28 protein-coding genes are annotated in these 22,789 nt (G+C 32.1%); 15 read left to right on the top strand and 13 right to left on the bottom strand.

Annotated features, from left to right (window positions below):
* Positions 1 to 15: 15 nt before the first annotated feature.
* Positions 16 to 714, top strand: a complete 699-nt coding sequence (locus ACW9W4_RS04090; protein ID WP_457761220.1) for a hypothetical protein — start codon at positions 16 to 18, stop codon at positions 712 to 714.
* Positions 695 to 1,435, top strand: coding sequence for an orotidine-5'-phosphate decarboxylase (gene pyrF, locus ACW9W4_RS04095; RefSeq protein WP_457761221.1), 741 nt, complete (start codon positions 695 to 697; stop codon positions 1,433 to 1,435). The genes ACW9W4_RS04090 and pyrF overlap by 20 nt, the downstream gene beginning before the upstream one ends.
* Here the strand turns inward: pyrF and ACW9W4_RS04100 are convergent.
* From ACW9W4_RS04100 to ACW9W4_RS04115, 4 genes are all read right to left on the bottom strand, one after another.
* Positions 1,415 to 1,834, bottom strand: a complete 420-nt coding sequence (locus ACW9W4_RS04100) for a bis(5'-nucleosyl)-tetraphosphatase (protein WP_457761222.1) — start codon at positions 1,832 to 1,834, stop codon at positions 1,415 to 1,417. The two genes, pyrF and ACW9W4_RS04100, sit on opposite strands and share 21 nt — an antisense overlap.
* Complete coding sequence (gene uppS / locus ACW9W4_RS04105; protein WP_457761454.1) at positions 1,831 to 2,622, bottom strand: polyprenyl diphosphate synthase; 792 nt, start codon at positions 2,620 to 2,622, stop codon at positions 1,831 to 1,833. Before uppS ends, ACW9W4_RS04100 begins: the two co-directional genes overlap by 4 nt.
* An 87-nt stretch (positions 2,623 to 2,709) precedes the next feature.
* Positions 2,710 to 3,855, bottom strand: a complete 1,146-nt coding sequence (locus ACW9W4_RS04110) for a DUF373 family protein (protein WP_457761223.1) — start codon at positions 3,853 to 3,855, stop codon at positions 2,710 to 2,712.
* A 70-nt stretch (positions 3,856 to 3,925) separates the two neighbouring features.
* A complete protein-coding gene (locus tag ACW9W4_RS04115; RefSeq protein ID WP_457761224.1) occupies positions 3,926 to 4,426 on the bottom strand; it encodes a hypothetical protein in 501 nt (166 codons plus the stop codon).
* Between the two features lie 250 nt (positions 4,427 to 4,676).
* Here ACW9W4_RS04115 and ACW9W4_RS04120 point away from each other — a divergent pair, with 250 nt between their 5' ends.
* From ACW9W4_RS04120 to ACW9W4_RS04150, 7 genes are all read left to right on the top strand, one after another.
* A complete protein-coding gene (locus ACW9W4_RS04120; protein WP_014965714.1) occupies positions 4,677 to 4,823 on the top strand; it encodes a DUF5679 domain-containing protein in 147 nt (48 codons plus the stop codon).
* Positions 4,824 to 4,892: 69 nt separating this feature from the next.
* Complete coding sequence (locus ACW9W4_RS04125) at positions 4,893 to 5,315, top strand: translation initiation factor IF-2 (RefSeq protein ID WP_457761225.1); 423 nt, start codon at positions 4,893 to 4,895, stop codon at positions 5,313 to 5,315.
* Positions 5,315 to 5,611: a DUF424 domain-containing protein gene (locus tag ACW9W4_RS04130; RefSeq protein ID WP_457761226.1), complete on the top strand. Its 297-nt coding sequence runs from the start codon at positions 5,315 to 5,317 to the stop codon at positions 5,609 to 5,611. Before ACW9W4_RS04125 ends, ACW9W4_RS04130 begins: the two co-directional genes overlap by 1 nt.
* An 84-nt stretch (positions 5,612 to 5,695) precedes the next feature.
* Positions 5,696 to 6,475 carry a serine protein kinase RIO gene (locus ACW9W4_RS04135; protein WP_457761227.1) on the top strand — a complete coding sequence of 260 codons (780 nt, stop codon included), beginning with the start codon at positions 5,696 to 5,698 and terminating at the stop codon, positions 6,473 to 6,475.
* Positions 6,472 to 7,044, top strand: coding sequence for a KH domain-containing protein (locus ACW9W4_RS04140; RefSeq protein WP_457761228.1), 573 nt, complete (start codon positions 6,472 to 6,474; stop codon positions 7,042 to 7,044). The genes ACW9W4_RS04135 and ACW9W4_RS04140 overlap by 4 nt, the downstream gene beginning before the upstream one ends.
* Complete coding sequence (locus tag ACW9W4_RS04145) at positions 7,031 to 8,902, top strand: DNA topoisomerase VI subunit B (protein ID WP_457761229.1); 1,872 nt, start codon at positions 7,031 to 7,033, stop codon at positions 8,900 to 8,902. Before ACW9W4_RS04140 ends, ACW9W4_RS04145 begins: the two co-directional genes overlap by 14 nt.
* Positions 8,883 to 10,010, top strand: coding sequence for a DNA topoisomerase IV subunit A (locus ACW9W4_RS04150; RefSeq protein ID WP_457761230.1), 1,128 nt, complete (start codon positions 8,883 to 8,885; stop codon positions 10,008 to 10,010). The genes ACW9W4_RS04145 and ACW9W4_RS04150 overlap by 20 nt, the downstream gene beginning before the upstream one ends.
* On the opposite strand, the gene ACW9W4_RS04155 is transcribed toward ACW9W4_RS04150, so the two are convergent.
* The 3 genes from ACW9W4_RS04155 to ACW9W4_RS04165 form a co-directional block, all read right to left on the bottom strand.
* A complete protein-coding gene (locus tag ACW9W4_RS04155; protein WP_457761231.1) occupies positions 10,011 to 10,469 on the bottom strand; it encodes an Hsp20/alpha crystallin family protein in 459 nt (152 codons plus the stop codon). It abuts the gene before it with no gap.
* A 79-nt stretch (positions 10,470 to 10,548) separates the two neighbouring features.
* Entirely contained in the window at positions 10,549 to 11,430 is an 882-nt protein-coding gene (locus ACW9W4_RS04160) for a carboxypeptidase-like regulatory domain-containing protein (protein WP_457761232.1), read from the bottom strand.
* 106 nt (positions 11,431 to 11,536) lie between these two features.
* Entirely contained in the window at positions 11,537 to 12,166 is a 630-nt protein-coding gene (locus ACW9W4_RS04165; RefSeq protein ID WP_457761233.1) for a hypothetical protein, read from the bottom strand.
* A 144-nt stretch (positions 12,167 to 12,310) separates the two neighbouring features.
* Here ACW9W4_RS04165 and ACW9W4_RS04170 point away from each other — a divergent pair, with 144 nt between their 5' ends.
* The gene (locus tag ACW9W4_RS04170) at positions 12,311 to 12,673 is read left to right on the top strand and encodes a hypothetical protein (protein WP_457761234.1); all 363 of its coding nucleotides are present in this window, start codon (positions 12,311 to 12,313) and stop codon (positions 12,671 to 12,673) included.
* Between the two features lie 336 nt (positions 12,674 to 13,009).
* Here the strand turns inward: ACW9W4_RS04170 and ACW9W4_RS04175 are convergent, their stop codons facing one another.
* Complete coding sequence (locus ACW9W4_RS04175) at positions 13,010 to 13,390, bottom strand: hypothetical protein (protein WP_457761235.1); 381 nt, start codon at positions 13,388 to 13,390, stop codon at positions 13,010 to 13,012.
* An 18-nt stretch (positions 13,391 to 13,408) separates the two neighbouring features.
* Complete coding sequence (locus ACW9W4_RS04180; RefSeq protein WP_457761236.1) at positions 13,409 to 13,906, bottom strand: winged helix-turn-helix transcriptional regulator; 498 nt, start codon at positions 13,904 to 13,906, stop codon at positions 13,409 to 13,411.
* 318 nt (positions 13,907 to 14,224) lie between these two features.
* Between ACW9W4_RS04180 and ACW9W4_RS04185 the strand changes: the two genes are divergently transcribed.
* The 5 genes from ACW9W4_RS04185 to ACW9W4_RS04205 all read left to right on the top strand — a co-directional run bounded on the left by ACW9W4_RS04185 (position 14,225) and on the right by ACW9W4_RS04205 (position 17,041).
* Entirely contained in the window at positions 14,225 to 15,634 is a 1,410-nt protein-coding gene (locus ACW9W4_RS04185; protein ID WP_457761237.1) for a thrombospondin type 3 repeat-containing protein, read from the top strand.
* A gap of 75 nt (positions 15,635 to 15,709) precedes the next feature.
* On the top strand, positions 15,710 to 15,928 hold the full coding sequence (locus tag ACW9W4_RS04190; RefSeq protein WP_457761238.1) for a hypothetical protein: 219 nt from the start codon (positions 15,710 to 15,712) through the stop codon (positions 15,926 to 15,928).
* A gap of 45 nt (positions 15,929 to 15,973) precedes the next feature.
* Positions 15,974 to 16,327 carry a hypothetical protein gene (locus ACW9W4_RS04195; protein WP_457761239.1) on the top strand — a complete coding sequence of 118 codons (354 nt, stop codon included), beginning with the start codon at positions 15,974 to 15,976 and terminating at the stop codon, positions 16,325 to 16,327.
* Positions 16,328 to 16,349: 22 nt separating this feature from the next.
* Entirely contained in the window at positions 16,350 to 16,748 is a 399-nt protein-coding gene (locus ACW9W4_RS04200) for a hypothetical protein (RefSeq protein WP_457761240.1), read from the top strand.
* Positions 16,749 to 16,756: 8 nt separating this feature from the next.
* A complete protein-coding gene (locus ACW9W4_RS04205; protein ID WP_179362394.1) occupies positions 16,757 to 17,041 on the top strand; it encodes a hypothetical protein in 285 nt (94 codons plus the stop codon).
* On the opposite strand, the gene ACW9W4_RS04210 is transcribed toward ACW9W4_RS04205, so the two are convergent.
* The 4 genes from ACW9W4_RS04210 to ACW9W4_RS04225 form a co-directional block, all read right to left on the bottom strand.
* Positions 17,038 to 17,829 (bottom strand): S-methyl-5'-thioadenosine phosphorylase, encoded by a 792-nt coding sequence (locus ACW9W4_RS04210; RefSeq protein ID WP_457761241.1) that lies wholly within the window; start codon positions 17,827 to 17,829, stop codon positions 17,038 to 17,040. The genes ACW9W4_RS04205 and ACW9W4_RS04210 overlap by 4 nt on opposite strands.
* Positions 17,829 to 18,341 carry an adenine phosphoribosyltransferase gene (locus ACW9W4_RS04215; protein WP_457761242.1) on the bottom strand — a complete coding sequence of 171 codons (513 nt, stop codon included), beginning with the start codon at positions 18,339 to 18,341 and terminating at the stop codon, positions 17,829 to 17,831. The genes ACW9W4_RS04210 and ACW9W4_RS04215 overlap by 1 nt, the downstream gene beginning before the upstream one ends.
* A gap of 39 nt (positions 18,342 to 18,380) precedes the next feature.
* The gene (locus ACW9W4_RS04220) at positions 18,381 to 20,519 is read right to left on the bottom strand and encodes a biofilm-associated protein (protein WP_457761243.1); all 2,139 of its coding nucleotides are present in this window, start codon (positions 20,517 to 20,519) and stop codon (positions 18,381 to 18,383) included.
* Between the two features lie 97 nt (positions 20,520 to 20,616).
* Positions 20,617 to 22,707, bottom strand: a complete 2,091-nt coding sequence (locus ACW9W4_RS04225; RefSeq protein ID WP_457761244.1) for an AAA family ATPase — start codon at positions 22,705 to 22,707, stop codon at positions 20,617 to 20,619.
* Positions 22,708 to 22,789: the final 82 nt, after the last annotated feature.

The raw sequence follows: 22,789 nt of genomic DNA on the forward strand, positions 1-22,789 counted from the left end.
CAACAGCTAATCCCTGTGGACAAGTTACAGACAACTGATACATTACAAACTACTGATAAATTACCACGTTACATCCAAGTCCATTCAACTTTAGAATTTACTAGGCTCGTTTGTGCATTAGAGCGTGCTCCTCGTGTTTCATTTTTACATGATTATAATGGAAAGAAAATTTTATCCGTACAAATGGATGTTTTAAAAGAAAAACCAATTGTATACTACACTCCGCTTCAAAATAACGGTCACTATCTTTGCTATGGACTAAAAGGTGGTAAAGAAGAATCAGAAATTGTTGATACTACTTCAGATGCAAGCAAACTTTATTCTCCAATAGTTAGGATCAAATCATTACCTAAAACATTACAACCTGGTAATGGTACTTTGGATAGATATCAACCAATCCAATTGGAAGATATGTCCAGTCTTGCAAAACTTACTTGGGGAATTGAAGAGATTCCATTTCCGTTATTCTTGTTTCCTCATAATGATAAGTGGCTAGTTGGAGTTTTCATGAATTTCAATGATGAAGGAACATCTTATTTTTGTCATGTGGTGTTAGATTCAGATCCACAGAAACCCTTTTTGAAATTTTCTACGGTTAACGGAACAGAACCAACATTTGTAGATAATCCATCTGAACATGGATATTCTTATATCAAAATAATAAAATTAAAAGACACTCATCCACTAGTAGATTATGGCCACCTTCAAAACTAGACTTTCACATATATCCAAAACTAATGGCAAAGTCATTCTTGCCAATGATTATGATCTATCTGTTAAAAATTTAGAATCAAAAACAATTCAAAACATAAAGCAATTACATCCATTCCTATGTGGTATTAAACTAAATTTCCATTTACTTTTACCACTAAGTGGAAAAGAAATTCAAAAAATTAACAAAACTGCACATAGATATGGATTACAAACTATTGCTGATATCAAACTCAATGACATTGGAAATACCAATAGAGTAACTACTGAACATCTGTGGAATTTGGGATTTGATGCAGTTATTGCAAATCCGATTATGGGTCTTGATAGCCTAAAAAATTTAGTAAAATCTGCCCACAAAAATGGTAAAGGGGTTATCACATTATGTCATATGAGCGCACCTGAGGCTAAATTATCATATGATATGGAAATTAAAATGGGTAAGAAGCAACAATTGTACCAATTATTTTTGAATTGGGCTTTAACTGCAAAGGTTGATGGAATTGTGGTAGGAGCTACATTTCCAAAAATTATTCAATATTGTTCTAAACAAGCAGGAAAAAATTTGAGCATTTTCTCTCCGGGTGTTGGTACTCAAGGAGGTAGTGCAAATGAAGTAATTTCATCTGGAACTAATTATCTTATTGTGGGAAGAACAATTCTAAATTCTAAAAATCCAGTACAGGTTGCAAAAGAATTACAATTACAGAGTTTTGGACAGTAGCATTTGTGCTTTTGTTAAAACCGTTTTTGCATTATCAAAAGTAGTTTTTTCCATTGCAGTGTTATAATCCATCCAGGTATAGTCTGTATGCTCATGAGATATTTCTACATCTTTAGTATTTGTTTCAGCCAAGAAAAATACCACTTTTTTATGAACTAATTCACCTTGATATTGAAAATTATATTCAATCCATTCTTCAAAATTATCTAAAAATTTCACATCTGTAATTCCAGTCTCTTCTTTTGTTTCTCTTATGGCTGTTTCATGAATTGTTTCACCTTTTTCCATTTTACCTTTAACAAAGTCCCAATGTCCTGAAGGATAATGTAATAGTAAAAATAAATTTTTAGTCCCTTCTTTTCTAAATAATACAATTCCTGCAGATGTCTCTTCAATCATTTTCCTAATCGTCTCTTCCTTTCTTGATATGTTCTAATTGCTCTCATTAAATCTATCTTTCTAAATTCTGGCCAAAAAATATCCATAAATACTAATTCACTATAAGCACTTTGCCACATCAAAAATCCACTTAGTCTCTTCTCCCCTGAAGTTCTTAATACCATATCTGGTGATGATTGTGGTAAGTGTGATGTGTAAAGATTTGATTCAATTTCTTTTTTGTCAATATCTTCTACACTAAGAGAACCATCTTTTATTTTACTTCCAATTTTTTTTACTGCATCTACTAATTCATTCTGTCCTCCATATGCAAGTGCAATATTTAGAAAATGATTATCATAATCTTTTGTAGCATCATCTAATTGCTGTAAAACTTTTTTAATTGATTCAGGTAACAGTTCTATTCTTCCAATCCCTTTAACTCTCATTTTACTTCTATGAATTCTTGGATCATTCAATAATTTTTCTAATCTCATTTGAATTAATTCGTAGAGATATTTCAATTCATCATCATCCCTATCAAGATTTTCTGCAGAAAGTGCATACAATGTTATAATTTTGATATCAAACTCTTCACACCAATCAAGAAGATTTTCTACAGCATCTGCTCCTTTCCAATGACCTTTTTTTGGCATTGAAAGATGTCTTTTAGCCCATCTTCTATTACCATCCAAAATTAATGCAACATGATTTGGAATATCTCCATTTTTAATTTCACTTTCTAATCTTTTACCGTATATCTTATAGAGTCCTGAAAGCTGAAAAACTAAATCTTTAATTTTACTAATATCTACTCACCATTTGATAATTCACACTTGATAGAAGATATCAGTGTTTTTCAAATATTTGAATTATTGATTCGCTTTTGAATGAATTTAATCTGAAATCATCTCTTGATCTTTATGCTTTCTATATTTTTTAAAGAGAATTGTGGCTGAGACTAGCGTTGCTGCTAATCCTCCTAGTAGTGGTGGAATCAGAGTAAGAGAAGGTTCATCATAAATCATAATGTTGGTAAATTGCAATACAGTTGGATAAAGTGCACCTAATACAATAATTCTCAAAGTATCACTAATTTGTCTTGGAATTCCTCCAATCCAATTACTTAGCAATGTACCTACAAATATTGAACCCAAACCAATCCATAAAATCGGTAATACCCCTGATACAAATTGTCCTACAATTATTTTGTCTGTAATTATTGAAATTAGCTGTACATTTGCTTCAACTAATTCTGTATCAACTGCACTAATTCCAGCTGGCACTGATGAAAGAATTAGTAATACTCCTGCAACCATTGTAAACATTCTGATAAAACCCATCGGAGTTGGCTTTGACCAATTTGATACCACTCTATCAATATCAAATGCTCTAATTAAAAATGCAGCACCCAAAATACTTACTAGCACTGCAAATATTTCTGCGGTATAACCAAACACTGTTGCAACTCCACCAATTAATAAAAGAATTCCAGGAACCCCTAAAAAGAATTTTGAATATTTTGAATCATATGCAAGCATTTTAAGATATTTTCCAAAAACTGCATAGGAATATTCCACACTTCTACTTACTTTCATTACTACCCGCTGTACTGATACTACTGGTAATACATTTTGAATTACTGGTATGACACTTTCATCATCTTCTCCATCAGACACAATAACTGCACCGTTTGCAGAAAATTTTTCTAAAACTTTTCTTGTTTCAACTAAAATTTTTTCATCAGCTTGAACTCCTCTATCTTTAACTCCTGCAACAGTTACTACCTCAACTTGGTATCCTTTACTGATTAAATCTTCATATGTTTTAATTGCTGCAAAAATTGAATTTGAATCTGCATCCTCAGGATCTTCTAATGCTAATCTCTGTGCTGCTTCAATACATGCATCTCTTCCAATAACAGGTGTGACAATCCCTGCTTTCTCTCCTACATCATTATCTCTATCAATACAAATTACTAGTAATTTATTGGCAGTTGATGCATTTACGTCCTTTTCCACTTTGCCTGATCGTTGAGACATTCTATTTCTCTTACAGAATTACCTTTTAACGATTTCCAACTTCTATGAATAGTAAAATTCGGTTTTGAGACTAGCCTGGTCTTGATTGATCAGACATTTTTATAAATTCTATAGATTCAGACTTTAACATGTTTATTTTTTCCAAAATCTCACTCATTTCATCTTCACTATTTTCATTTTCAATCATTTTGGCTAAAACCTTGGTTTCTACAATATAGGAATTAAATAATTTTAAAGCCTCCATGTAATTGATGTAACTTGCTTGCCATTCTTCTGATGGTTTAGATGTTACAAATTCACTTATTTGCGTAGTTACTTGAGATGATGTAACTTCAGTTACTGAAATATAGTCTTGTGGTGAGATTTTTCCAGTTCTTAAATTCTCATATTCAATCTCAATTGATTCTTCTAAAACTTCATGGATATTTTTAACTCCGTCTAGATAATTTTTATAATCTGATACGACAAAAGTTGTTTCAACATCTTGAGGAACAATCCATAACAAAAAACTTGCACCTGTAATTGCTGCTAAAATTATTGCTGTTATTGCTACTCCTTTTTTTGATGCCATTTTGTAATTTTACTAATAAGGAGTTTATAATTGGTAATAATTCATGAAATCCATATTTATCAAACAAATATTGGAAAAAACATACTTTTTGAGAATACTGTTAAGGTTTTTTTTAAATATGGTTATTTTTTTTGTAAATAGTCACAAAATAGATATTCTTATGCCTAAAAAAATTTACGCACATCTAGTCTATAGTGAAATAATTTTCACAGCCTCTGCCTAAATACCACAAAGTTTGATAAATTTCATAATGGTTCAAGCATATTGTGTAAAATGTAGAGCAAAAAGGGATATCAAAGATCCTAAAGAAACTACACTAAAGAACGGACGTCCTGCAGTAAAAGGTACATGTCCAACATGTGGTACGAACGTCTTCCGAATAGGAAAGATGGAATAACCTCACACAAGGTCCACACGATTTCTCTTTTTCAAAACCCATATAGGGTCAACCATGCACCATTTTTTAGTGACTAAATCAGATTACGAAACCCTACTCAAACGTATTCAGGATAAATTAGGTGACACTGATAAGGAATCTCAAACTAGATTTGAACTTCCTGTTGTTGATGTAATGTGGGAGGGTCAAAAAACCTTTTTAAGAAATTTTTCAGAATTTCCAAAGATTTTACGAAGAGATCCTGACAAAGTTTTACAATATCTTTCAAAAGAATTTGCAGTTCCAGCAGAAAGACTTGGTGATAAGGCAATGTTTGTTGGTAGACGAGCACCTGATGATTTCACAAGATTATTTCAAATTTATGTAAAAGACTATCTTGAATGTCCAACATGTAAAAGCCCTGATACAAAGATTCTAAAAGAAAATAGAATTTCATTTTTAATCTGTGAAGCATGTGGAGCAAAATCTACTTTGAAAGGTAAATATGCGTAATGCAATATTCGGTAAGAACTACGAATTATCAAAAACAATCAATGCTCAATATTTGTGATGCTGAGTTATTGGGAAAAAAAATTATTGAAGGTGATTTAACTATGCATATTAGTGAAAATTACTACGGAGAGAGATTTATTGAAAAAGATGAAGCTGAATCTTTATTGAAAAACTCTTCAATTATTAATATGGCTGGAAAAGAAACTATTTCATTAGCTCTAAAACTAGGTATTGGTTCTGAAAATGCTGTAAAGATAGTTTCAGATGTTCCATTTTTAATTATATTTAATATCTAAATTTGTTTGATTTGATTTTCACTTTACAAACTTTTTTAGTTTTTAACAGCAATCCCTTTTATCTAGTAGGAGTATATCTCTTCAATGACTGATACTATTAGCAAAAAATTAGAATCTAAATTAGATAATAAACTAAGATCAAAACGAAAACGATCTCCTCTAGAAGATGGATTCAAAAAAGGAAAAGTGGTCAATGAAGTTTTGGATAAACCAACTGTCATGACTCTTTACAAAATGATCACTGATCATGTTATTGCTTATGTTAATGGTTCAGTAAGTGCAGGAAAGGAATCTGTTCTTTTTTGGGGAGTTGATGATGATGGTGCTAGTGTTGCATTAAAAATTTATTTGGTAAGTACTGCAAATTTTAAAAAACGTGAGCCCTATATCATTGGAGATCCTCGATTTTCTCATCTCAAAAAAGGGACAAAAAACCTTGTTTATCTATGGGCAAGAAAAGAGCATCGAAATCTAACTCAATGTTATCAGGCGGGAATCCCGGTTCCTAGACCATATTATGTTACAAATAATGTCCTTGCTATGGAATTTATCGGCGTTGGTGGAGCACCTGCAAAGCAATTACTAACTTCAGAAGTTGATGAGAATGACTATGCCCAAGCAATATCTATTTTAACTGATATATACAAAAAAGCAAAATTAGTTCATGGTGATTTTTCAGAATATAATATTTTTAAAACTGAAAAAGGTTTAGTTGTTTTTGATCTAGGTTCTGGTGTTGATCTTAGACATCCAAACGCTCATGAATTTCTTAAACGTGATATTAATAACATCGGAAGATTCTTCAATAAAAGAGGAATTCCTGTTGGAGATTCAGATAAAATATTTGAGGATATTGTAAAATGAGCTTTGAAAAACTAATTCGTATTCCAAATGATAGAATTGCAGTTTTAATTGGTAAATCTGGAAACGTGAAATCCAAAATAGAAGAAACTTGTTATGTTTCTTTAGAAATTGATGGTGATACTGGAGAAGTTTTTATCAGAACTCAAGGTGATGTTGATAAAATTCAACCATTCAAAGCTATGGAGATAGTTACAGCAATTGGAAGAGGGTTTTCTCCTGAAAATGCAATGACTTTACTTGAAGGTGAAAATGCATTACATGTAATAGATCTTAGAGAATTTGCAGGAAAATCCAATGCTAATGTTGAAAGGATAAAAGGGAGGATTATTGGAGAAGGTGGTAGAGCAAGACGAAACATGGAAAATCTTAGTGGTACTCATATCTCAGTTTATGGAAGAACTGTTTCAATTATTGGTGATTCAAGTAAATTACGTTTAGCAGTTGATGCTATATCTTCTATCTCAAGTGGAAGTATGCATGGTGCAGTTTATACAAAATTGGAAGCAGCAAACAGAACGGCAAAACAGGAACGAATGAAATTATGGGAAGATCAAGATGTCTTCTATTAAAGAAAAATTTAACCAAATTTCTCCCAGTGAATTTTTTTACAGTAATCGTGACTTAGCTGGATTCAGTAATCCTACAAGATCTCTTTATACTGCAGTAAGAGAATTTGTTGAGAATGCCTTAGATGCATGTGATCAAAAAGGAATTCTTCCAGATGTACATTTAACTATCAAGGCTGTAGATCCTGATAAGCCAGATCCTAAACCCTACATACTGACTGTAAAGGATAATGGACCTGGAATCGATGCCGAACATATTCCGTTAGCTTTTGGAACTGTACTTTATGGTTCTAAATTTGGGCTCAAACAAGCAAGGGGAATGTTTGGTTTAGGTGCAACTATGGCAATTCTTTATGGACAAATTACTACTAACAAACCGGTAACTGTAAAAAGTTCGGTGGATGGTGTTACTCAAGATACATTTGAATTATTACTTGATATTCAAAAAAATAAACCTGTAATTGTAAAACACACAACCAAAGAAGTTTCAAAACATGGTCTTAGTGTAAGTATTTGTTTAGAGGGTGACTATTCAAAAGCAGGAAATAAAATTAGAGATTATGTTTATGAAACATCTTTGATCACTCCATACGCTTCAATTACTTTTGATGATCCAAAGGATCAAAAATTTAGTCATCCAAGATTTGTAAAAGAAATTCCTCCACCCCCTACTATTATTCGTCCACATCCACATGGTATTGATGTAGAACGAATTAGAAGGATGATTGTGGAATCGCAATTTGAAATTCCTACCATTGATGATGCAATGATTGAAAAAGTTAGAAAAGATTTAGGATTGTCGGTGAAAAATCTTAGTTTCACTGCAATTATGGATAAAGCAAAGAAAAAATGGAAAACACTTCCACGTCAAGTGAGAGTTGTAATAGCTTTGATGTCATTTTTAAAAATGGATTTTGAAAAATTAAACAAAATTAAAATTGAAGATATTGATATGCCAAACAAAAAATTATTTTATTGGGATTTTGGTGATTCACAATCAAAATCCGTGGATATGGATCCTGAAAGTCAGTATTACAAACAATTAACCAATACTGTACAAGGAGAACCACTCACAACATTTCTTACAAAAAGATTTCAAAGAATTGGACCTACTACTGCAGTAAAATTTGCAGAATTTGCGGGTTTTAAACCTGAAAAAAGAATGGGAACTTTATCAAATCAAGAATTAGTCAATTTGAGTGACTCACTTCAAAAATTTGAAGATTTCATGGCGCCAGATTCTAGTTGTTTAGCACCCTTGGGAGAAGATCCTTTAGAGAAAGGAATTAAAAAATTCTTCAATCCTGATTTTACTGCTGTAGTCCAACGTTCAGCATCTGCATACTCAGGATTTCCGTTCATTATTGAGATGGGTATTGCTTATGGTGGTGATATAAAATCAGGCGGACCTCATGTTTATCGATATGCCAATAGAATTCCATTACTTTATGATGAAGGAAGTGATGTTGTACTAAAAGTTGTTAATGATACTGATTGGGGAAGGTACAAAGTTAAAGGAGAACCTCCATTCATCATTGTATCTCATATTTGTTCAACTAGAATCCCATACAAAACTGCAGGAAAGGAAAATGTTGCAGATAGACCTGAAATTGAACGAGAATTAAGATTGGGATTACAATTACTGTCAAGAAAATTAGCAGCATACATGTCTAAACGTGGTCAAGCTGATATGGCGAAAAAGAGAGCAAATCTTTATGCAAAATATTTACCACAAATTGCAGAATTTTGTACAGAGCTTGCTGGAAAAAAGAAAGAACCTAATTACAAGAAACTATTGGAAGAAAATGCAGTTGAATCTAAACAATCAGTAGAGGAGGAAAATGAAATTGGCAACAAGTAAAAAAGAACAAACTAAGATTAAAGAGCGAAGTAAAAAAGCTGATGAAAAACAAAAGAATATTCTTGAGATGCTTAAAAGCCATGGTGCAAAAATATATGATGACTTAGATAACGGGCAATTTCCAAAATTCTCTATTCCAAGTAGATCCGTAAGTAACATTGTTTATGATAAAAAACTTAGACAATACATTCTTGGGACAAATGCTGCAGTTAGAAGTTCAAGAAACTCTGCACAGTTGAGATCTTTCACACAATTAATGTGGTTGGCATTTTTTGCAAATAGATTAACTCATGAAAAAAAGTCATCTACATTAAGAGATGTCTACTATTCATCACAAGCTTTCGCAATTGAATTTGAAGACCAATCTGAATCTGATAATATTATTGTGGATTTAGAGGCAGTAACCTCCAAGCCTAGAGAAGATTTCCACATATTTCCTGAAGAGAGAAGCTCTATTTTTGGAGATTTGACAATTGAATATACTATTCCTGGATATGAAGGTAAAACCATGAATTTATCAAACCATCCTGATGGTTATTCAATTGGTCCTAGTTTAACTACTGCTGAATTAGTTGATACTAGTGCAGAAATTGTTATTGCAATTGAAAAAGGTGGCCTCTTTACTAGATTTGTTGAGGAACAAATTGATAAAAAATTCAAATCTATTATTATCAATACGGGTGGACAAGCGCCTCGTTCAACTCGAACTCTGTTGAAAAGATTACATGAAGAAATGAAATTACCTGTAATTGTTCTAACTGATGGGGATGTGTATGGAGAACATATTGCAATGGTTATAAAATCTGGTTCAGCAAATGCTGCTCATCTTAGGGAATTAACTGTTCCAGATGCAAAATGGGTTGGAGTGTGGGCTACTGATATTGAAAAATACAAGTTACCAACAATTCCAATGACTGAATCTGATATCAAGAGGTGCTATGATTTACAAAAGGATCCTAGATATCAAGATGGAATTTGGAAAAAAGAGCTTGATGTATTTTTAAAATTAAAAAGAAAAGCTGAATTAGAGGCTTTCTCAAAATATGGTTTAACAAACATTACTGACAAATATTTACCGCAAAAATTAGAATTAGCAAAAAGTCTTTAATTATTTAATTCGTAGTGTTAATACACCATTTCTATATTTGAAATCAAATATTTGCATTTCATTTACTCCTTCTATTGGAACTTCTTTTGAAAACCCTGCTGTTCCACGAATGTATAGAATCCCATCTACTAATCTGACGGCAATTTTATCTTCAGGCCCTGGAACTTCTGCAACAAACACAAATTCTTCTTCACCTTTAATCAAATCATAAACCCAGTTCTTTGTTTCCTGTTCTCTAGCTTGTGTGTATGCTGGTTTTTGATCTTTAGCCATTTTCTTTAAAACTCTGACCCAATAAAACATTGTAACTGCTGCTGCACCAATTAGAATAAAGCTGACAAATCCTGAATCTGCTCTTTGTGTCATGATATAGATAATTCCTAAAAATAAAATCACAATGATGGGAATTGCAAAATTTAATGATTGATCATTTGAATATGCTCCCTTATAACTAGCCAAACAGTAAAAATTAATGTCTACCAAATATAAAGTATCTTTGGTATTGCGATACTATTTTCTAAAGTATTTGGAATTTAGATTAATCCTCTCGAGGAAGTTTTCCATTTTCATCGAATTGGTTTTGAATATTTGATGTAGCATTTCCATATTGCACATTCAAATTCTTGTTAAGATTCATTACCTCTTTTTGGGTTACTGCTGCTTTTTCTTGGAATGTTTTCATAGCCTCAAAAGATGATTTGCCCTCATCTAATGCGTTTTCTTTGGCTTCATGTGCCTGTTTTGTGATACTTTCTGTAAACAAGAACTGTTGCCAAAATATTCCTCTTACAGAACTATCTATTTTCTGTATGAATTTATAAAATGCATTTCTTGGATTGTATGCTTCGTTCCTTTTCTCAGATTCTTTCAAGTCTTTTTCCAAGTCTATTTGAGCAAGTCGTCTTTGTTCACTAATTTGATTTTGCTCTTGTAGGATCGTTTTCCTTTTCACATCCACTGTTTTTTCTGCTTCTAACTGTTTAATCATTTTTGAAAAAGGATCTAGTTCTATTTTTTCATTAGTTTTGGATGGTTTTTCTATTTGTGATTCTATTTTTGGTTTGCTTTCTACACCTTGGTATGCTATTTGGAAACTAGTATGCCTGTCATCTTTTTTAGCATAAACTGTAATGGTGTATTCTCCAAGGTCTACAGGTACTGGAGATAATGCTGAAAACTGACCAGTAGAATTGGTTGTTGTGTTAATGGTTCCAGAAGGAAAGTGAACTTGAATCCGAACATCTGAAACAGGACTATTATCCAAAGATATTGCCTTCCCATTTACAAATGGAAACTGACCTGCCTCAAATTCAGATAAACTGTTAACTGAAAATGTAAAATTTTCTGTAGCAAATGCTGGACTAGCATAAAGCAGACTAAATACACATGATAGTAATACTATGGATGTAATTTTGAACATGAATTAGTTCTAAAAAAACAAAGTTAATCTAACATATTCAAAAAAATGATCAATTCATAATAATTTTGTAGAGTCGGATCGAAGATTGTATTATAAAAAAAGAAAATTAATCATACCTTGGTAGTTTTCCATACTGGTCAAAGGTAGATTGAACTGTATTGTCTGCTAATCCATACTTGATGTTGAGGTCTTTTGTAATGTCAATTAGTTCTACTCTTTTGATGGCACCTGCATTATGATATGCTTCTCTTGCCTCTTGAAGTGAGCCTCCATTATCAAGAACTGTCTTCATTGCTAGTCTAGCATTAGAGACTTTTTGTTGTTGATAGTTGAACATATCCCAATACACATTCTGAGTTTCTATAGGTTTTGATGAGACAAAACTTGTAAAAGATGCTTTTGGGGTGTGATCTTTGTATTTTTCATTAATTCTATCTAATTCGTTTTCTAGTGCCTGTTTTGCAAGAGTTCTTTGTTGATCAATGAACTTTTTATGCTCTTGTTGTTTTGTTTTGGTTTCTTTTGCTTGAGCAAATTTAAGTTTCATCATTTCTATTTTTTCAAGCAATGACATTGCCATGGGATCTTTAAAAATTTGCTCATTACTTCTTACAGTAAATCCGTCATCTGATGTTGTTTGTGCAAATACCTGAATGGATTCATTTGTTGAGACAGTTGATAACAAAATGATTCCAAGTATCATGCTGTAGATTGCATAGTTTGTTTTATTTTTCATTCTTGATTTTGATTTAGGATTTTATTATTTAGTAATTCATCAGAAGATAGTAGTAATCTTAATTTACAATAATTACAATTACGAACTAGTCAAATTCAATCTCGTATCACAAAATAATAAATGTAAAAATTTTTATTTTATTTATTGAGTTCATCAAGAACAGATCGTTTTGGAATCTTGGCTATTGTGATTGCTGTCGTATCTAGTGTGTGGTTATTTGGACTTGCTGATGATGTTTTTAGTGTATTTCAGGTAGAATATGCTGATGATTTATTTCAAAAATATGGTGAGAATACAAAAAAATCTCAAACTATTGATGATGTAATACAAGAAAATACTGTACTAGTATCTCCTCAATCTGCTCTGAACAAACCTGCATTATCAGAGGTAAGAGAGAAAATTATTTCATCAGAACCAGTTACAACAGCACCCAAAAAACCAATAATGAAAGCAGAACAAAATGTTAAAGAATCTTTGAGAGATAAAATAAAGCGGTTAGAACAATAAATGGTTCAATTTTAGATGAGAAAACACTAGTGGTTGTTTTTGAAAATCAATTACTGAAATTAACAAAGGATGATCAAACTCCAATACATCTATCTCTTGATCTTAATATGGAAATTCAAAACTAATTGAATATTTTCTTGTATGATAAAATTGGCATTTATTTGTAATAACAAATGTAGTAATTTCAAACTTGGAGAGTATTCCAACAAGCTTAGTTATGAGAATGGCTTCAAGTGGTGTTCTTGTTGCTGTGTATATTTGAGAATTGATGGTTTTAGATGTCCGTGTTGTAATATTGCAATAAGATCTAGTCCGAAAATCAAAATAAAGTAACGATCACTTTTCTTCTAGATGATTTTTCTTTTTTCTCATTATCCCAAAAAAGAAACTAACCAGAATACACAGCATAATTACTGACAAAAACAAATCAAAAGAATCATCATCAAACGGCAATAATTCTTGCAGTGCTTCTATTCCTAAATATAAAGTGAATAATGAAAATGCAATGGCGACAAATTTGAGTTGTGGAACTTTTGTCTTTCTATATGCCGATGTTGCCATCAATGTCAAAAGTATGGATAACCCTGCTATGGCAATAGTGACTAAACCTGCAATTAGGTCGTCTTGTGTGACGACATCTAGTGGGTCATCAAATGGATTAAAGTAATCAAGTTGTAATGAAATCTTTGATAGAAATAATAACTGAGAGCTAAGCATTCTATATTGTACCTGTGTTTATTTTTCAAATGCTGAAAATACATCTGCCATGTTATTTACCATAGAGTTCCATACAGTTGATTTGCATTTACTAAGATTAACCAATACATTATCTCTGTCTCTAAGACAGTATATTGTATACTTTCCAGAAAATTCAGTTTTTACAACTTGTAATTCTAGCAGTCTTTTCATGTGCCAGCTAACAGTTGATGATGATAATCCGATCCCCTTTGCTATTTCTTGGTGAGTTGCAGGTTCATGCTGAATTAAATACATGACGATACTTCTTGGAGAATCCAAGTTCAACACAGAGAGTACTTTATCATCAGATTCATTAATGTAATAATAATTTCTGTAAAATTTTGTTTTAACTGATTTGATTTTTCCTTCATTTTCAAGACTGCTTAGATGATATTGAATGGTTCCCATAGAATATGCTAGATTTTTTTTAATCTTTCTTAGATGAGAGCTAGGATTGGCAATGATAAACTCTAGGATTTTTTCCCTTGGGGACATTAAAATCTCATCCATGATATGATACTATACTGAAATCACAGATTTAACCTATTCTACAAATTATTACAGTTTTTTGATAAACTTTCTTCTCTTAGATCTAGACTTGTATCATACTATCTTTTAATCAGTATGTCTTAGTGAGATTGGACAGGAAGTCCATGCGTTGTTTGATTCTTGGATGTTTCATCTTTTCCTGTCTTAAATTCAATCTTGTATCATAAAGAAAGTATATCAAAATTTGTCAAGAAAGGGTTGTTAATTAAATTCAATAAGTTTGGGATTGGCGTATTGGTGATAATTTTCATCGTAGTGAGTTTGATGGTTTTAGTGGTATTTGATGTAGAATTGTTCAGTATTGATGAGGACAATGATGGTGTTGTAAATAATGTAGATAATTGTGAAAAAATTAGCAATAATGACCAGTTAGATTTTGACAATGACGCTATTGGGGATTCATGTGATCCAGATGATGACAATGATGGCATATTGGATATTATTGATTTTTTTGATACTGATTTTGAAGATTGGGCTGATTTTGATTTTGATGGAATAGGATCTATCAAAGATACTGATGATGACAATGATGGCATACTGGATATTGATGATGTTGATCCTATTTTGCCATCTGAGAGACTAACAACAAAATACCTTCAAAATATACAAGATTGTGCAGGGATGGATGATAGTTCATCTCGTCTATTATGTTACTCTCAATTCTTTGGTGCCCTAACTGAAAATGAAGAAAATAATTCTGATGCTTTGGAGTTATCCATTGCATTATCTAAACTAGGAGTAATAGATGACTGTCATTTTGTATCCCATGAAGTAGGACATGTGGCATTTAAAGAAAGACCAAATGTTATTGAAAATCTAATTGGTATGGATGGGACTATGTGTAGAGGGGGATATTTCCATGGTGTATTAGCTGCATATTTTCATGATGTGCAAGAAGAAAACAAATCACTTCCTTCGGATTATAAAGTAATTTGTAATGAATTGATAGGATCTTCAAACTATCAAGACTGTGTTCACGGATTGGGACATGGATTGGTACATTATTTTGGTGAAGATTTAGATTCTTCATTGGAAAAATGCCATGACATGTCATTTTATCAAAACAGGCTATGTATGAAAGGTGTAATGATGCAACATACGGATAATGTACTAACAAGAGAGGGACTTTCAAAAGATGTTATGTCTAATCTTTGTATCCAATCAGAACTAGATGATATTGATTTTCAAGAATGTAATATGTCTATTGGGACAACGTTGGCATTTTTTACTAATCATGATTTTGATGAGGGAGTAAAATTATGTGAATTGATTGATGATGTTGATGCTCAAAAGTTTTGTTTAGATGGATTGAAATTAGAAATTCAAGATTCAGATAATTATGAAGTAAATCCATTAACTCAAGATGTGCGAGAAAAATATCAACCGCAATTTATTGAAGGCACATCTAAAATAATTGATATTCTCAGTCCTGCAATAATTTCTGACTTTGGGTTTATTCCACAAACTGGAATGATTTCATTCTCTATTGACAGACCTCAATATGTGATAATGTATATTCCAAATGAGTTTGTCACATCACAAATGTTGGTAACCATAAATGGTCAAATTCCAAACAAGTTGGATGGGGAAGATAATATTTTGGGAAAAGAAATTGCCATGATTAGATTTTCCCCAAATGAATCAGGACTGGTAATGATTACTCCATTCTCCTAACATTCAAGTAAAAAATTAGGACAATATTATCTGACTAATCTTTGGTTTTTATTACCATTTTTGAAATTTTCTCTGTTGTCTGCTAACAAAGAATCTAAACTTTCAATTCTTGAAATTGCATTAAGAGGAACTATAATTGCAGTCATAGTTACAGTTCCATCAATCCTATCTTTTATCATAACTTGGAAAATTTTAGATAATTTGCTATATGCTGCAATATTGGGAGCAATTGTTCATTTTATTGCAATGGGGTTCTCTTTGAAAATTTCTAAAAAGATTCTAGCCAAAAAATAATTTCATAGATCATGTTTTATGTCTTAACAATTTCTTTTAGAAATAATGTCTTTTTCAGAAATTGAGCATGATTTAGTATCTGAAATACATTTAGAACATATTCAGGCTCAAGTTTTTTTACTAGTGACTTGTTCTGGTAAAATGTCATCACAAACCATTGCTGAAAAATTAAAAATTTCTATTGATGAAGCCAAAAAAGCATCAAACGATCTAATGACCCTTGGTGCCTTTATTGATATCACCCATACAGAATTTGAGGCCATGCATCCCCGATTTACAGCAGTAAACATGTACAGGAAGATGTGTGAGAGAGAAAATATTGAATTTAAACGAAATAAAATTGTTGATAATATTGGCGTAATTTTAGAAAAACCATATGATGATGCAAGAACTAAATAATACCAAAACTTGGTGAACAACATTGAGCATTGATACTGAAACCTGTAAGCATCAACCAGTCTATTTTGGCGTGGTAAATATCAACATTGATGAAAGAACTATTGGTTCTGTTGATGTTTGGAGATGTGGAGTTTGTAAGAAAAAATTCTGTGAAGAAAAACAACTTGGAATTGAAGAAATTGCTGAAACTGTAGGAATGCCAAAAATTGATGCTGATGCAAAATGGGGAGTAACTATATGTAAATTACAACAGGGAAAATACAAATGGAAATTAGTAAAATTAAAAGAAAATGGAGAAATTAAACACGAATGCCTTGATGAAAAAGTGATTCCTCTTAAAATAAATAATTTCAAAGTTGAAGATGAAAAACATTGGAGTTTTCTAATTGATGACAATGTTAACAAAGCTGTAGAAATTTAATTTTTGAAATGGATCTTAAAGTTCACATAAATAACATTCATGGGAGTCAAATGGCTGCAAAGATTACTGGTAAATTTACAATAGATGAAAATGAATTTCGTTTTACAGCTATTGCATTTGGTAGGATAGGTGGACAAAATATTGGTGCAAAACTTTCTCAAATTACTGAAAAAGAATTAGAAAAGTTAGGATATAATGTTGATGAAGTAATTGATTTGCTTCAGAGAAATCTACTTCAAGGTGATTTGACTCTTCCAGAAGGACTTACAAAAGAGTCCTTTGTTGATGATTAAAATTCTGCTTCTGCCAATGCCTTTTCACAAGAACAACTTCGTGTTTTAGGAATTTTATCAATTAACTCTGTTAGTATCTTCTTTGTTTTTTCTACATTTTTAGTTAATGTCTCAATGACTTCTTTAGCTGTAACAGGTTTGTCTGCCCAAACATCATAATCTGTAACGGTTGAAATTGAGGCATAGCACATCTGTGCCTCTCTTGCTAGTTGACATTCTGGAACAAGGGTCATTCCAATGATATCTGCACCTGTGGTTCTGTAGAATTTTGATTCAGCTTTAGTTGAGAATCGTGGTCCTTCTATGCAGACATATGTGCAATCTTTATGAATTTCCAAACCTTGATTATCTGTCACTTGAATAATTGATGATTGTAGTTCTGGACAAAAAGGATCAGCTACTGAGATGTGAATTACTCTGCCCTCTTCTGAAAATGAACCGTCTCTAGATTTTGTAAAGTCTATAAATTGAGTTGGTAATACAAAGTGACCTGGTGCTAATTCTTCTTTTAGACTTCCAACTGCAGATGGTGCAATAATTCTTGTAACTCCTAATTCTTTGAATGCCCAAATATTTGCTTTAAAGTTAATTTTGTGAGGTGGAATGGTGTGTTTTTTACCGTGTCTTGGTAAAAATGCAATTTTTCTTCCTTTAAACATTCCAACTGTAATTGTATCTGAAGGTTTTCCATATGGTGTATCTATGTCAATTTCTTGTGCATTTTCAAGTAAACCTGAATCATAAATTCCAGTTCCTCCAAAAATTCCAATCTCTACATCTTTTTCCATCAATATTTCACCAATGATTTACAATTGTATTTGCTAAGTCCTTTGATTCCATTAAGATCAACTAGTTCAATAATGAATGCAAATCCTACAATCTCTCCTCCTACTTTTTCAATTAATTTTGCAGATGCTTTTGCTGTTCCACCTGTTGCAAGCAAATCATCACAAATGAGGATTTTTTCGCCTTTTTTTATGATGTCTTTTTGAATTTCTATTGTGTCTTTTCCATATTCAATTGTATATGCTAATTTTGTAGTTTTTCCAGGTAGTTTTCCTGCCTTTCTAATCATAACCATACCCTTGTTGTATCTAGAGGCTAAAATTGAGGCTAGAATGAATCCTCTTGATTCAATTCCCGCAAATACATCGATATCTTTTGGATGGAAATGCTTTGAAAATTCATCTGCAATATGTGATAATGCGGATGGATCTTTCAACACTGGACTAAAGTCTCTAAATAAAATCCCCTTCTTGGGAAAATTTGGATAGTCTGCAATTTTTTCTTTAAGATTCATAATGTTTCGCTTAACTAGGTGAAATAAAATTGTTTGAAATTATTCTATTTCAAAAGTTGATTCTGCAGTATTGAACGCATCTGAAACTTTGATAGTATATGTTCCTGGTTCTGTATCTTTAGGAATAATCCATGGTTGATTAATTTCCCCTTGACTGGATGCCGGAAATGAAAGATTTTCTATCTTTTCACCATTTTTATCAAAAATTTCAATTTTTACTGTTTGTTGCGCTCCGTGGACCTTAATTATCTTAGATTTTCCAACTCCTGGAATTGGATTTCCTTCTTCTACTACTACAACTAAACCTTCTATTGAAGTTCCGATGACTTCAATTTCAGTATTATCAAAGTTAGAACCACTTTTTGCATTCATGGTCCAAATCCCTGGAATTGCATCTGAAGGTACTCTAAATGAACTCTCAGAAATTTTTCCGTTTTTATTTGAAAATGTCTCTTTAACCTTAATCACTTTACCATTAGGATCTGTCAAAGTTAATGTAAGTAGAACATTAGAACCCGTATCACCTAAAACTAATATTGGATCTCCTGCCTTGTAATCTGTTTTTGTGGTATTGATTTCAATATCTCCTGAACCTACCACTAGTCCGACAGTGAATACTTCTGAATTCTGTGAAGTTCCTTTACTAACTACTGCTGTATATACTCCGGATGCAAATCCTTTTAGATCAATTGTATGTGACCCACGACCATCAGGTTGAAGCTGAATAGAGAGAACTTCTCCCTTTGTTTTATCTGAAGGATCTATTATCAGCAAACTGATTATTTCAGAAGCTTTTCCTGAAATTGTAATAAATGCAGTTTCACTTGTTTTGTAATTGAGTTTATCAAATTCCAAGTTTACTGGAATCGTTGGTAATTGACCTAGACCCACATATGTGAATTCTTTTTCTTTATCTTGAGTGGCAATTAACGCATATGTTCCTTCTTGGGTTGTTTGTGTTGTTTGATATTCAAATTCTACTATACCTGATTCACCAATTGAAATTATATCTGAAAAGACTTCTTTTCCTAATGGATCTTCTAATACAATTTCAATTGGTTTGTTAGCTATTGCTGTCCCATTGAATTTCATTATCTCCCCTGGTTCAAATTTTAAATTGGTTGGAGTGATGATAATTTTTTTATCAGATTCCACTGCCCAATTAATTGTTTTGTTTGATTTCCCATCTGTAATCACTCCTGTATATTCTCCAAATGGCCTATCTAATGGAACAAGGAGTGGATCTAATTTCCAATTTCCCTTACTATCAACTTCTGATGTTCTTGTTCTGATTACATCTCCGTTTGGAGCATGAATTGTTATTGTAATTCCTTTACCTGGAGTACCGGTTCCAAATATTTCTAGCAAGTCTCCTCTATTCACAACATTTGGAATCCCTTGAATTGTAAGTGGAATATCTTGTGATGTGGGAATTCTATTCTCAACTTCACCTATTCTAAGACTAAGTTTCTTCTCTTCTCCTGCTTTGTCTTTAATTTTGAAATCTACTCTGTCTGTTTTTTGATCTGATGGAATTTTCATCGTAGTCATAAAATGGCCATTTTCATCTGTATCAAATGAACCAATTTTTTTCGAATCTATGTAGAAATCAAATTCTTGTAATGCTCCAAAATTATCTCCTGTAACTCTAATTGATGAACCTGCATTTGGTTTCTCTGGAATTACTCTGAATGTGGATTCTGTTCCCATACTTTCACTTGAATTTTCTGTATTTTGAATTGGTTTAGGATTTTTAACTACTGCTGGTAATTCTTTTGCAACAGACATTCCAGTTCCAATTTGAATATCTTTTTTATCGAGAACTTTCCAGTTGATGCCAGGATTTGGTTTATCGGTTTTTACCCCGAACTTTACAGATTCTCCTGGTTTGATGGATTCGGTTGATGTAAAAATTATCACTCCTTGTGAATTTTTCTCCCCTGTCCATCCTTTTTCAGTTTTAAATGATTTAAAATTAAAATCACTTCCAAGCCAAATTCTTAAAGTATTGACTTCTTCTTTTGAGTCATTCTTTAATTCTAAAATTGAGGTTTCTTCTAATGCAACACTTGTAATTAATACCTCTTCAGCATATGCCTCTGATGGAAGTGAAATCACTGTTATGGAAAATAATAATACAAATGAAAGGATAATTCCTCCCGTAGAGGATCTATTCATAAATTTTAAATCCATTTCTCTCACTTAAACCTTAAAGTATTTTCCTCAGTTTTCTATTTCTTAGTTTAGTGTTTTTCATGAGCAAACTTCTTAAATCTTAAGCCTTGGTCTTCTGAAATCTATCAAAGTCTGATTTTGTAGCTACATTTTGATATTGTCTGATTCGTTCAGCAATTAGTCTATACAATGATCTAAACTGATCTTTGGTTTTATCTGATAAGAAATCTGTCTCCTCAAGGGCAATCTTTTCACAAATGTATCTAGTTATTTCTTCATTGTCAAATTCTTCCCAATCATCATCACTATGTTCTTGCCATATTTTCTTTAATTTTTCTATAATTCCCTTACCTTCTTTAGATGTGACATCTTGAGGTGTAAGATTTGAAAAACCTTCTTGCCTAAGCTTGATTTCATACGTTTGATTTACTGGATACAAATAATCTTCAAGTGCAATATAATCTTCTATTGATTCTAATTTTTTCCCTTCTCTTTCAAAAAATATGGTCTGTATTGTTGAAAATTCATTTGAAACCAATTGGGCTGAGATCTGTTTAGATTCTTCGGAATTATCCAGTAAAACAAATGTCCTATACCCGTGATTTCTGTAAAATATTGCTAATGGTAAAACTGAATTTTTATTATATGCTGCAATTACATTAAGAGGATTCATTGAGATATTTGGATCTTGCAGAAATTTGTCAAATGCATTAAGATACATGGAATCAGATATTGTCTCTACGATGATTATTGGTCTAGAATTTGTTCCTATTTCTCTATCTACTATAGCTTCGACTTGTCCTCTACATAATCCATACAAAATCGGCGTTAATGTTTTATCATCTGCATTCCAATAGTCATAAAATATTCTACTAAGATGTTTCCTCTTATCTAACTCAACTACAAGTAAGTTACCAGGTGTATAATCAAATATCATAAATGGTGAATGTGTTGCATACAAAACTTGGTTTGAACCTGCTAAATTTTTTAACAAATCTGAAATTCCCATCTGCTGTGTTGGGTGAAGGTTTCTTGCAGGTTCATCTAATAGCAATATTGCTTCTTTTAATTCTGCTCTTTGTGTTTCAGCTGCAAAATTTACAATAAATGAGAATGTCCATTTGAAACCTTCTGCTCTTCTATTCAGTAAACCTGTATTGGTAATAGTTCCATCTTTATGTACATCTGAAATTACTACGCTCATTATATTTCCAGGATTGTATCTCAAATCAACATGAATGGGATCTCCTTTCCATGCTGGATTTAATTTTTTAGTTAATCTGTTACTTGCTGCATTGAGAAGTTTGATACATTTTGAAGGACTCTCTTTTACCTCATCTAATTCTTTAATGTCTAGCTCTGCTAGATAGAAAAGATTTCTTACAGTTTCAGCCTTGTCAAATTCCTCGACAAATTCAATGGAATCTGCACGCTCACCTCTTTCCTCTCTTAGATATTCATTGAGGTTGATATTGCCATAGATTTTTTTGTAATCTGAAAAGTACACAAATCTTGGATGTAATTCTGCTGCAATAAAATTCTGCAACGCTGTTTTTTCACTTTCACCACTAAGAAGATTAGAAAATTGGTTTTCAGGACTTTCATAGATTTTTTCCCACTCTTCAATTACTTTGGGTTCTTGTATGGCAATTACATGAAATTGATTACTAAATTCTGCCATCCCGCTATCAAAAGTTTCTTGATTTTTGGGAACTTGCTCTTCAAAGAATTTTGTATTGATTTGTATTCTTAGATGATTTGGAATGGTATCTAAAAATCCAAATATTTGTCTTGAGAAATTCTCCCATGAATTGAGTCCTTTATTATCATCACTAAGCTCAATATCTGCAAATTCATACTGGACTCTTGGATTTTGGTTTGTTCTAAATAATTTGATTTTTTTAATTTCAGGTAATCCTGGAAATTTTTCTTTAATGATGCTTATTTCATGTTGGTTTAAATCAAATTCCCCTTCGGCTAATCGCATCTCATCTTTTAATTCCTCATTCATTTCATCACAAAGATCTAATTCTGAAACCTGCTCATCTCTATTCAACAATGTCAATGCTTGAAGAATTGTAGTTTTTCCACTTTCATTTCTTCCAACAAATGCTGCTAAATCACCAACTGTTATTTCTCCAGAATCATGTATGCAACGATATGCTCTGGCTCTGAATTTTCTAAGTCGCATCTAGCGATATTTAGTTGGCTACGATTTAACTCATTCGTCAAAATGATCTGAACCTTTCAAATCTTGCTAAATAGATATAAGG

It is taken from the genome of Candidatus Nitrosopumilus sp. bin_7KS (assembly GCF_054095835.1).

What these genes read in the sequence shown, in the direction of transcription:
- pyrF (WP_457761221.1), top strand. Translation starts at nt 695, where the DNA reads ATGGCCACCTTCAAAACTAGACTTTCACATATATCCAAAACTAATGGC.
- ACW9W4_RS04100 (WP_457761222.1), bottom strand. Translation starts at nt 1,834, where the DNA reads ATGATTGAAGAGACATCTGCAGGAATTGTATTATTTAGAAAAGAAGGG.
- ACW9W4_RS04110 (WP_457761223.1), bottom strand. Translation starts at nt 3,855, where the DNA reads ATGTCTCAACGATCAGGCAAAGTGGAAAAGGACGTAAATGCATCAACT.
- ACW9W4_RS04115 (WP_457761224.1), bottom strand. Translation starts at nt 4,426, where the DNA reads ATGGCATCAAAAAAAGGAGTAGCAATAACAGCAATAATTTTAGCAGCA.
- ACW9W4_RS04120 (WP_014965714.1), top strand. Translation starts at nt 4,677, where the DNA reads ATGGTTCAAGCATATTGTGTAAAATGTAGAGCAAAAAGGGATATCAAA.
- ACW9W4_RS04130 (WP_457761226.1), top strand. Translation starts at nt 5,315, where the DNA reads ATGCAATATTCGGTAAGAACTACGAATTATCAAAAACAATCAATGCTC.
- ACW9W4_RS04135 (WP_457761227.1), top strand. Translation starts at nt 5,696, where the DNA reads ATGACTGATACTATTAGCAAAAAATTAGAATCTAAATTAGATAATAAA.
- ACW9W4_RS04140 (WP_457761228.1), top strand. Translation starts at nt 6,472, where the DNA reads ATGAGCTTTGAAAAACTAATTCGTATTCCAAATGATAGAATTGCAGTT.
- ACW9W4_RS04145 (WP_457761229.1), top strand. Translation starts at nt 7,031, where the DNA reads ATGTCTTCTATTAAAGAAAAATTTAACCAAATTTCTCCCAGTGAATTT.
- ACW9W4_RS04150 (WP_457761230.1), top strand. Translation starts at nt 8,883, where the DNA reads ATGAAATTGGCAACAAGTAAAAAAGAACAAACTAAGATTAAAGAGCGA.
- ACW9W4_RS04160 (WP_457761232.1), bottom strand. Translation starts at nt 11,430, where the DNA reads ATGTTCAAAATTACATCCATAGTATTACTATCATGTGTATTTAGTCTG.
- ACW9W4_RS04165 (WP_457761233.1), bottom strand. Translation starts at nt 12,166, where the DNA reads ATGAAAAATAAAACAAACTATGCAATCTACAGCATGATACTTGGAATC.
- ACW9W4_RS04175 (WP_457761235.1), bottom strand. Translation starts at nt 13,390, where the DNA reads ATGCTTAGCTCTCAGTTATTATTTCTATCAAAGATTTCATTACAACTT.
- ACW9W4_RS04180 (WP_457761236.1), bottom strand. Translation starts at nt 13,906, where the DNA reads ATGTCCCCAAGGGAAAAAATCCTAGAGTTTATCATTGCCAATCCTAGC.
- ACW9W4_RS04185 (WP_457761237.1), top strand. Translation starts at nt 14,225, where the DNA reads ATGGTTTTAGTGGTATTTGATGTAGAATTGTTCAGTATTGATGAGGAC.
- ACW9W4_RS04195 (WP_457761239.1), top strand. Translation starts at nt 15,974, where the DNA reads ATGTCTTTTTCAGAAATTGAGCATGATTTAGTATCTGAAATACATTTA.
- ACW9W4_RS04205 (WP_179362394.1), top strand. Translation starts at nt 16,757, where the DNA reads ATGGATCTTAAAGTTCACATAAATAACATTCATGGGAGTCAAATGGCT.
- ACW9W4_RS04210 (WP_457761241.1), bottom strand. Translation starts at nt 17,829, where the DNA reads ATGGAAAAAGATGTAGAGATTGGAATTTTTGGAGGAACTGGAATTTAT.
- ACW9W4_RS04215 (WP_457761242.1), bottom strand. Translation starts at nt 18,341, where the DNA reads ATGAATCTTAAAGAAAAAATTGCAGACTATCCAAATTTTCCCAAGAAG.
- ACW9W4_RS04220 (WP_457761243.1), bottom strand. Translation starts at nt 20,519, where the DNA reads ATGAATAGATCCTCTACGGGAGGAATTATCCTTTCATTTGTATTATTA.
- ACW9W4_RS04225 (WP_457761244.1), bottom strand. Translation starts at nt 22,707, where the DNA reads ATGCGACTTAGAAAATTCAGAGCCAGAGCATATCGTTGCATACATGAT.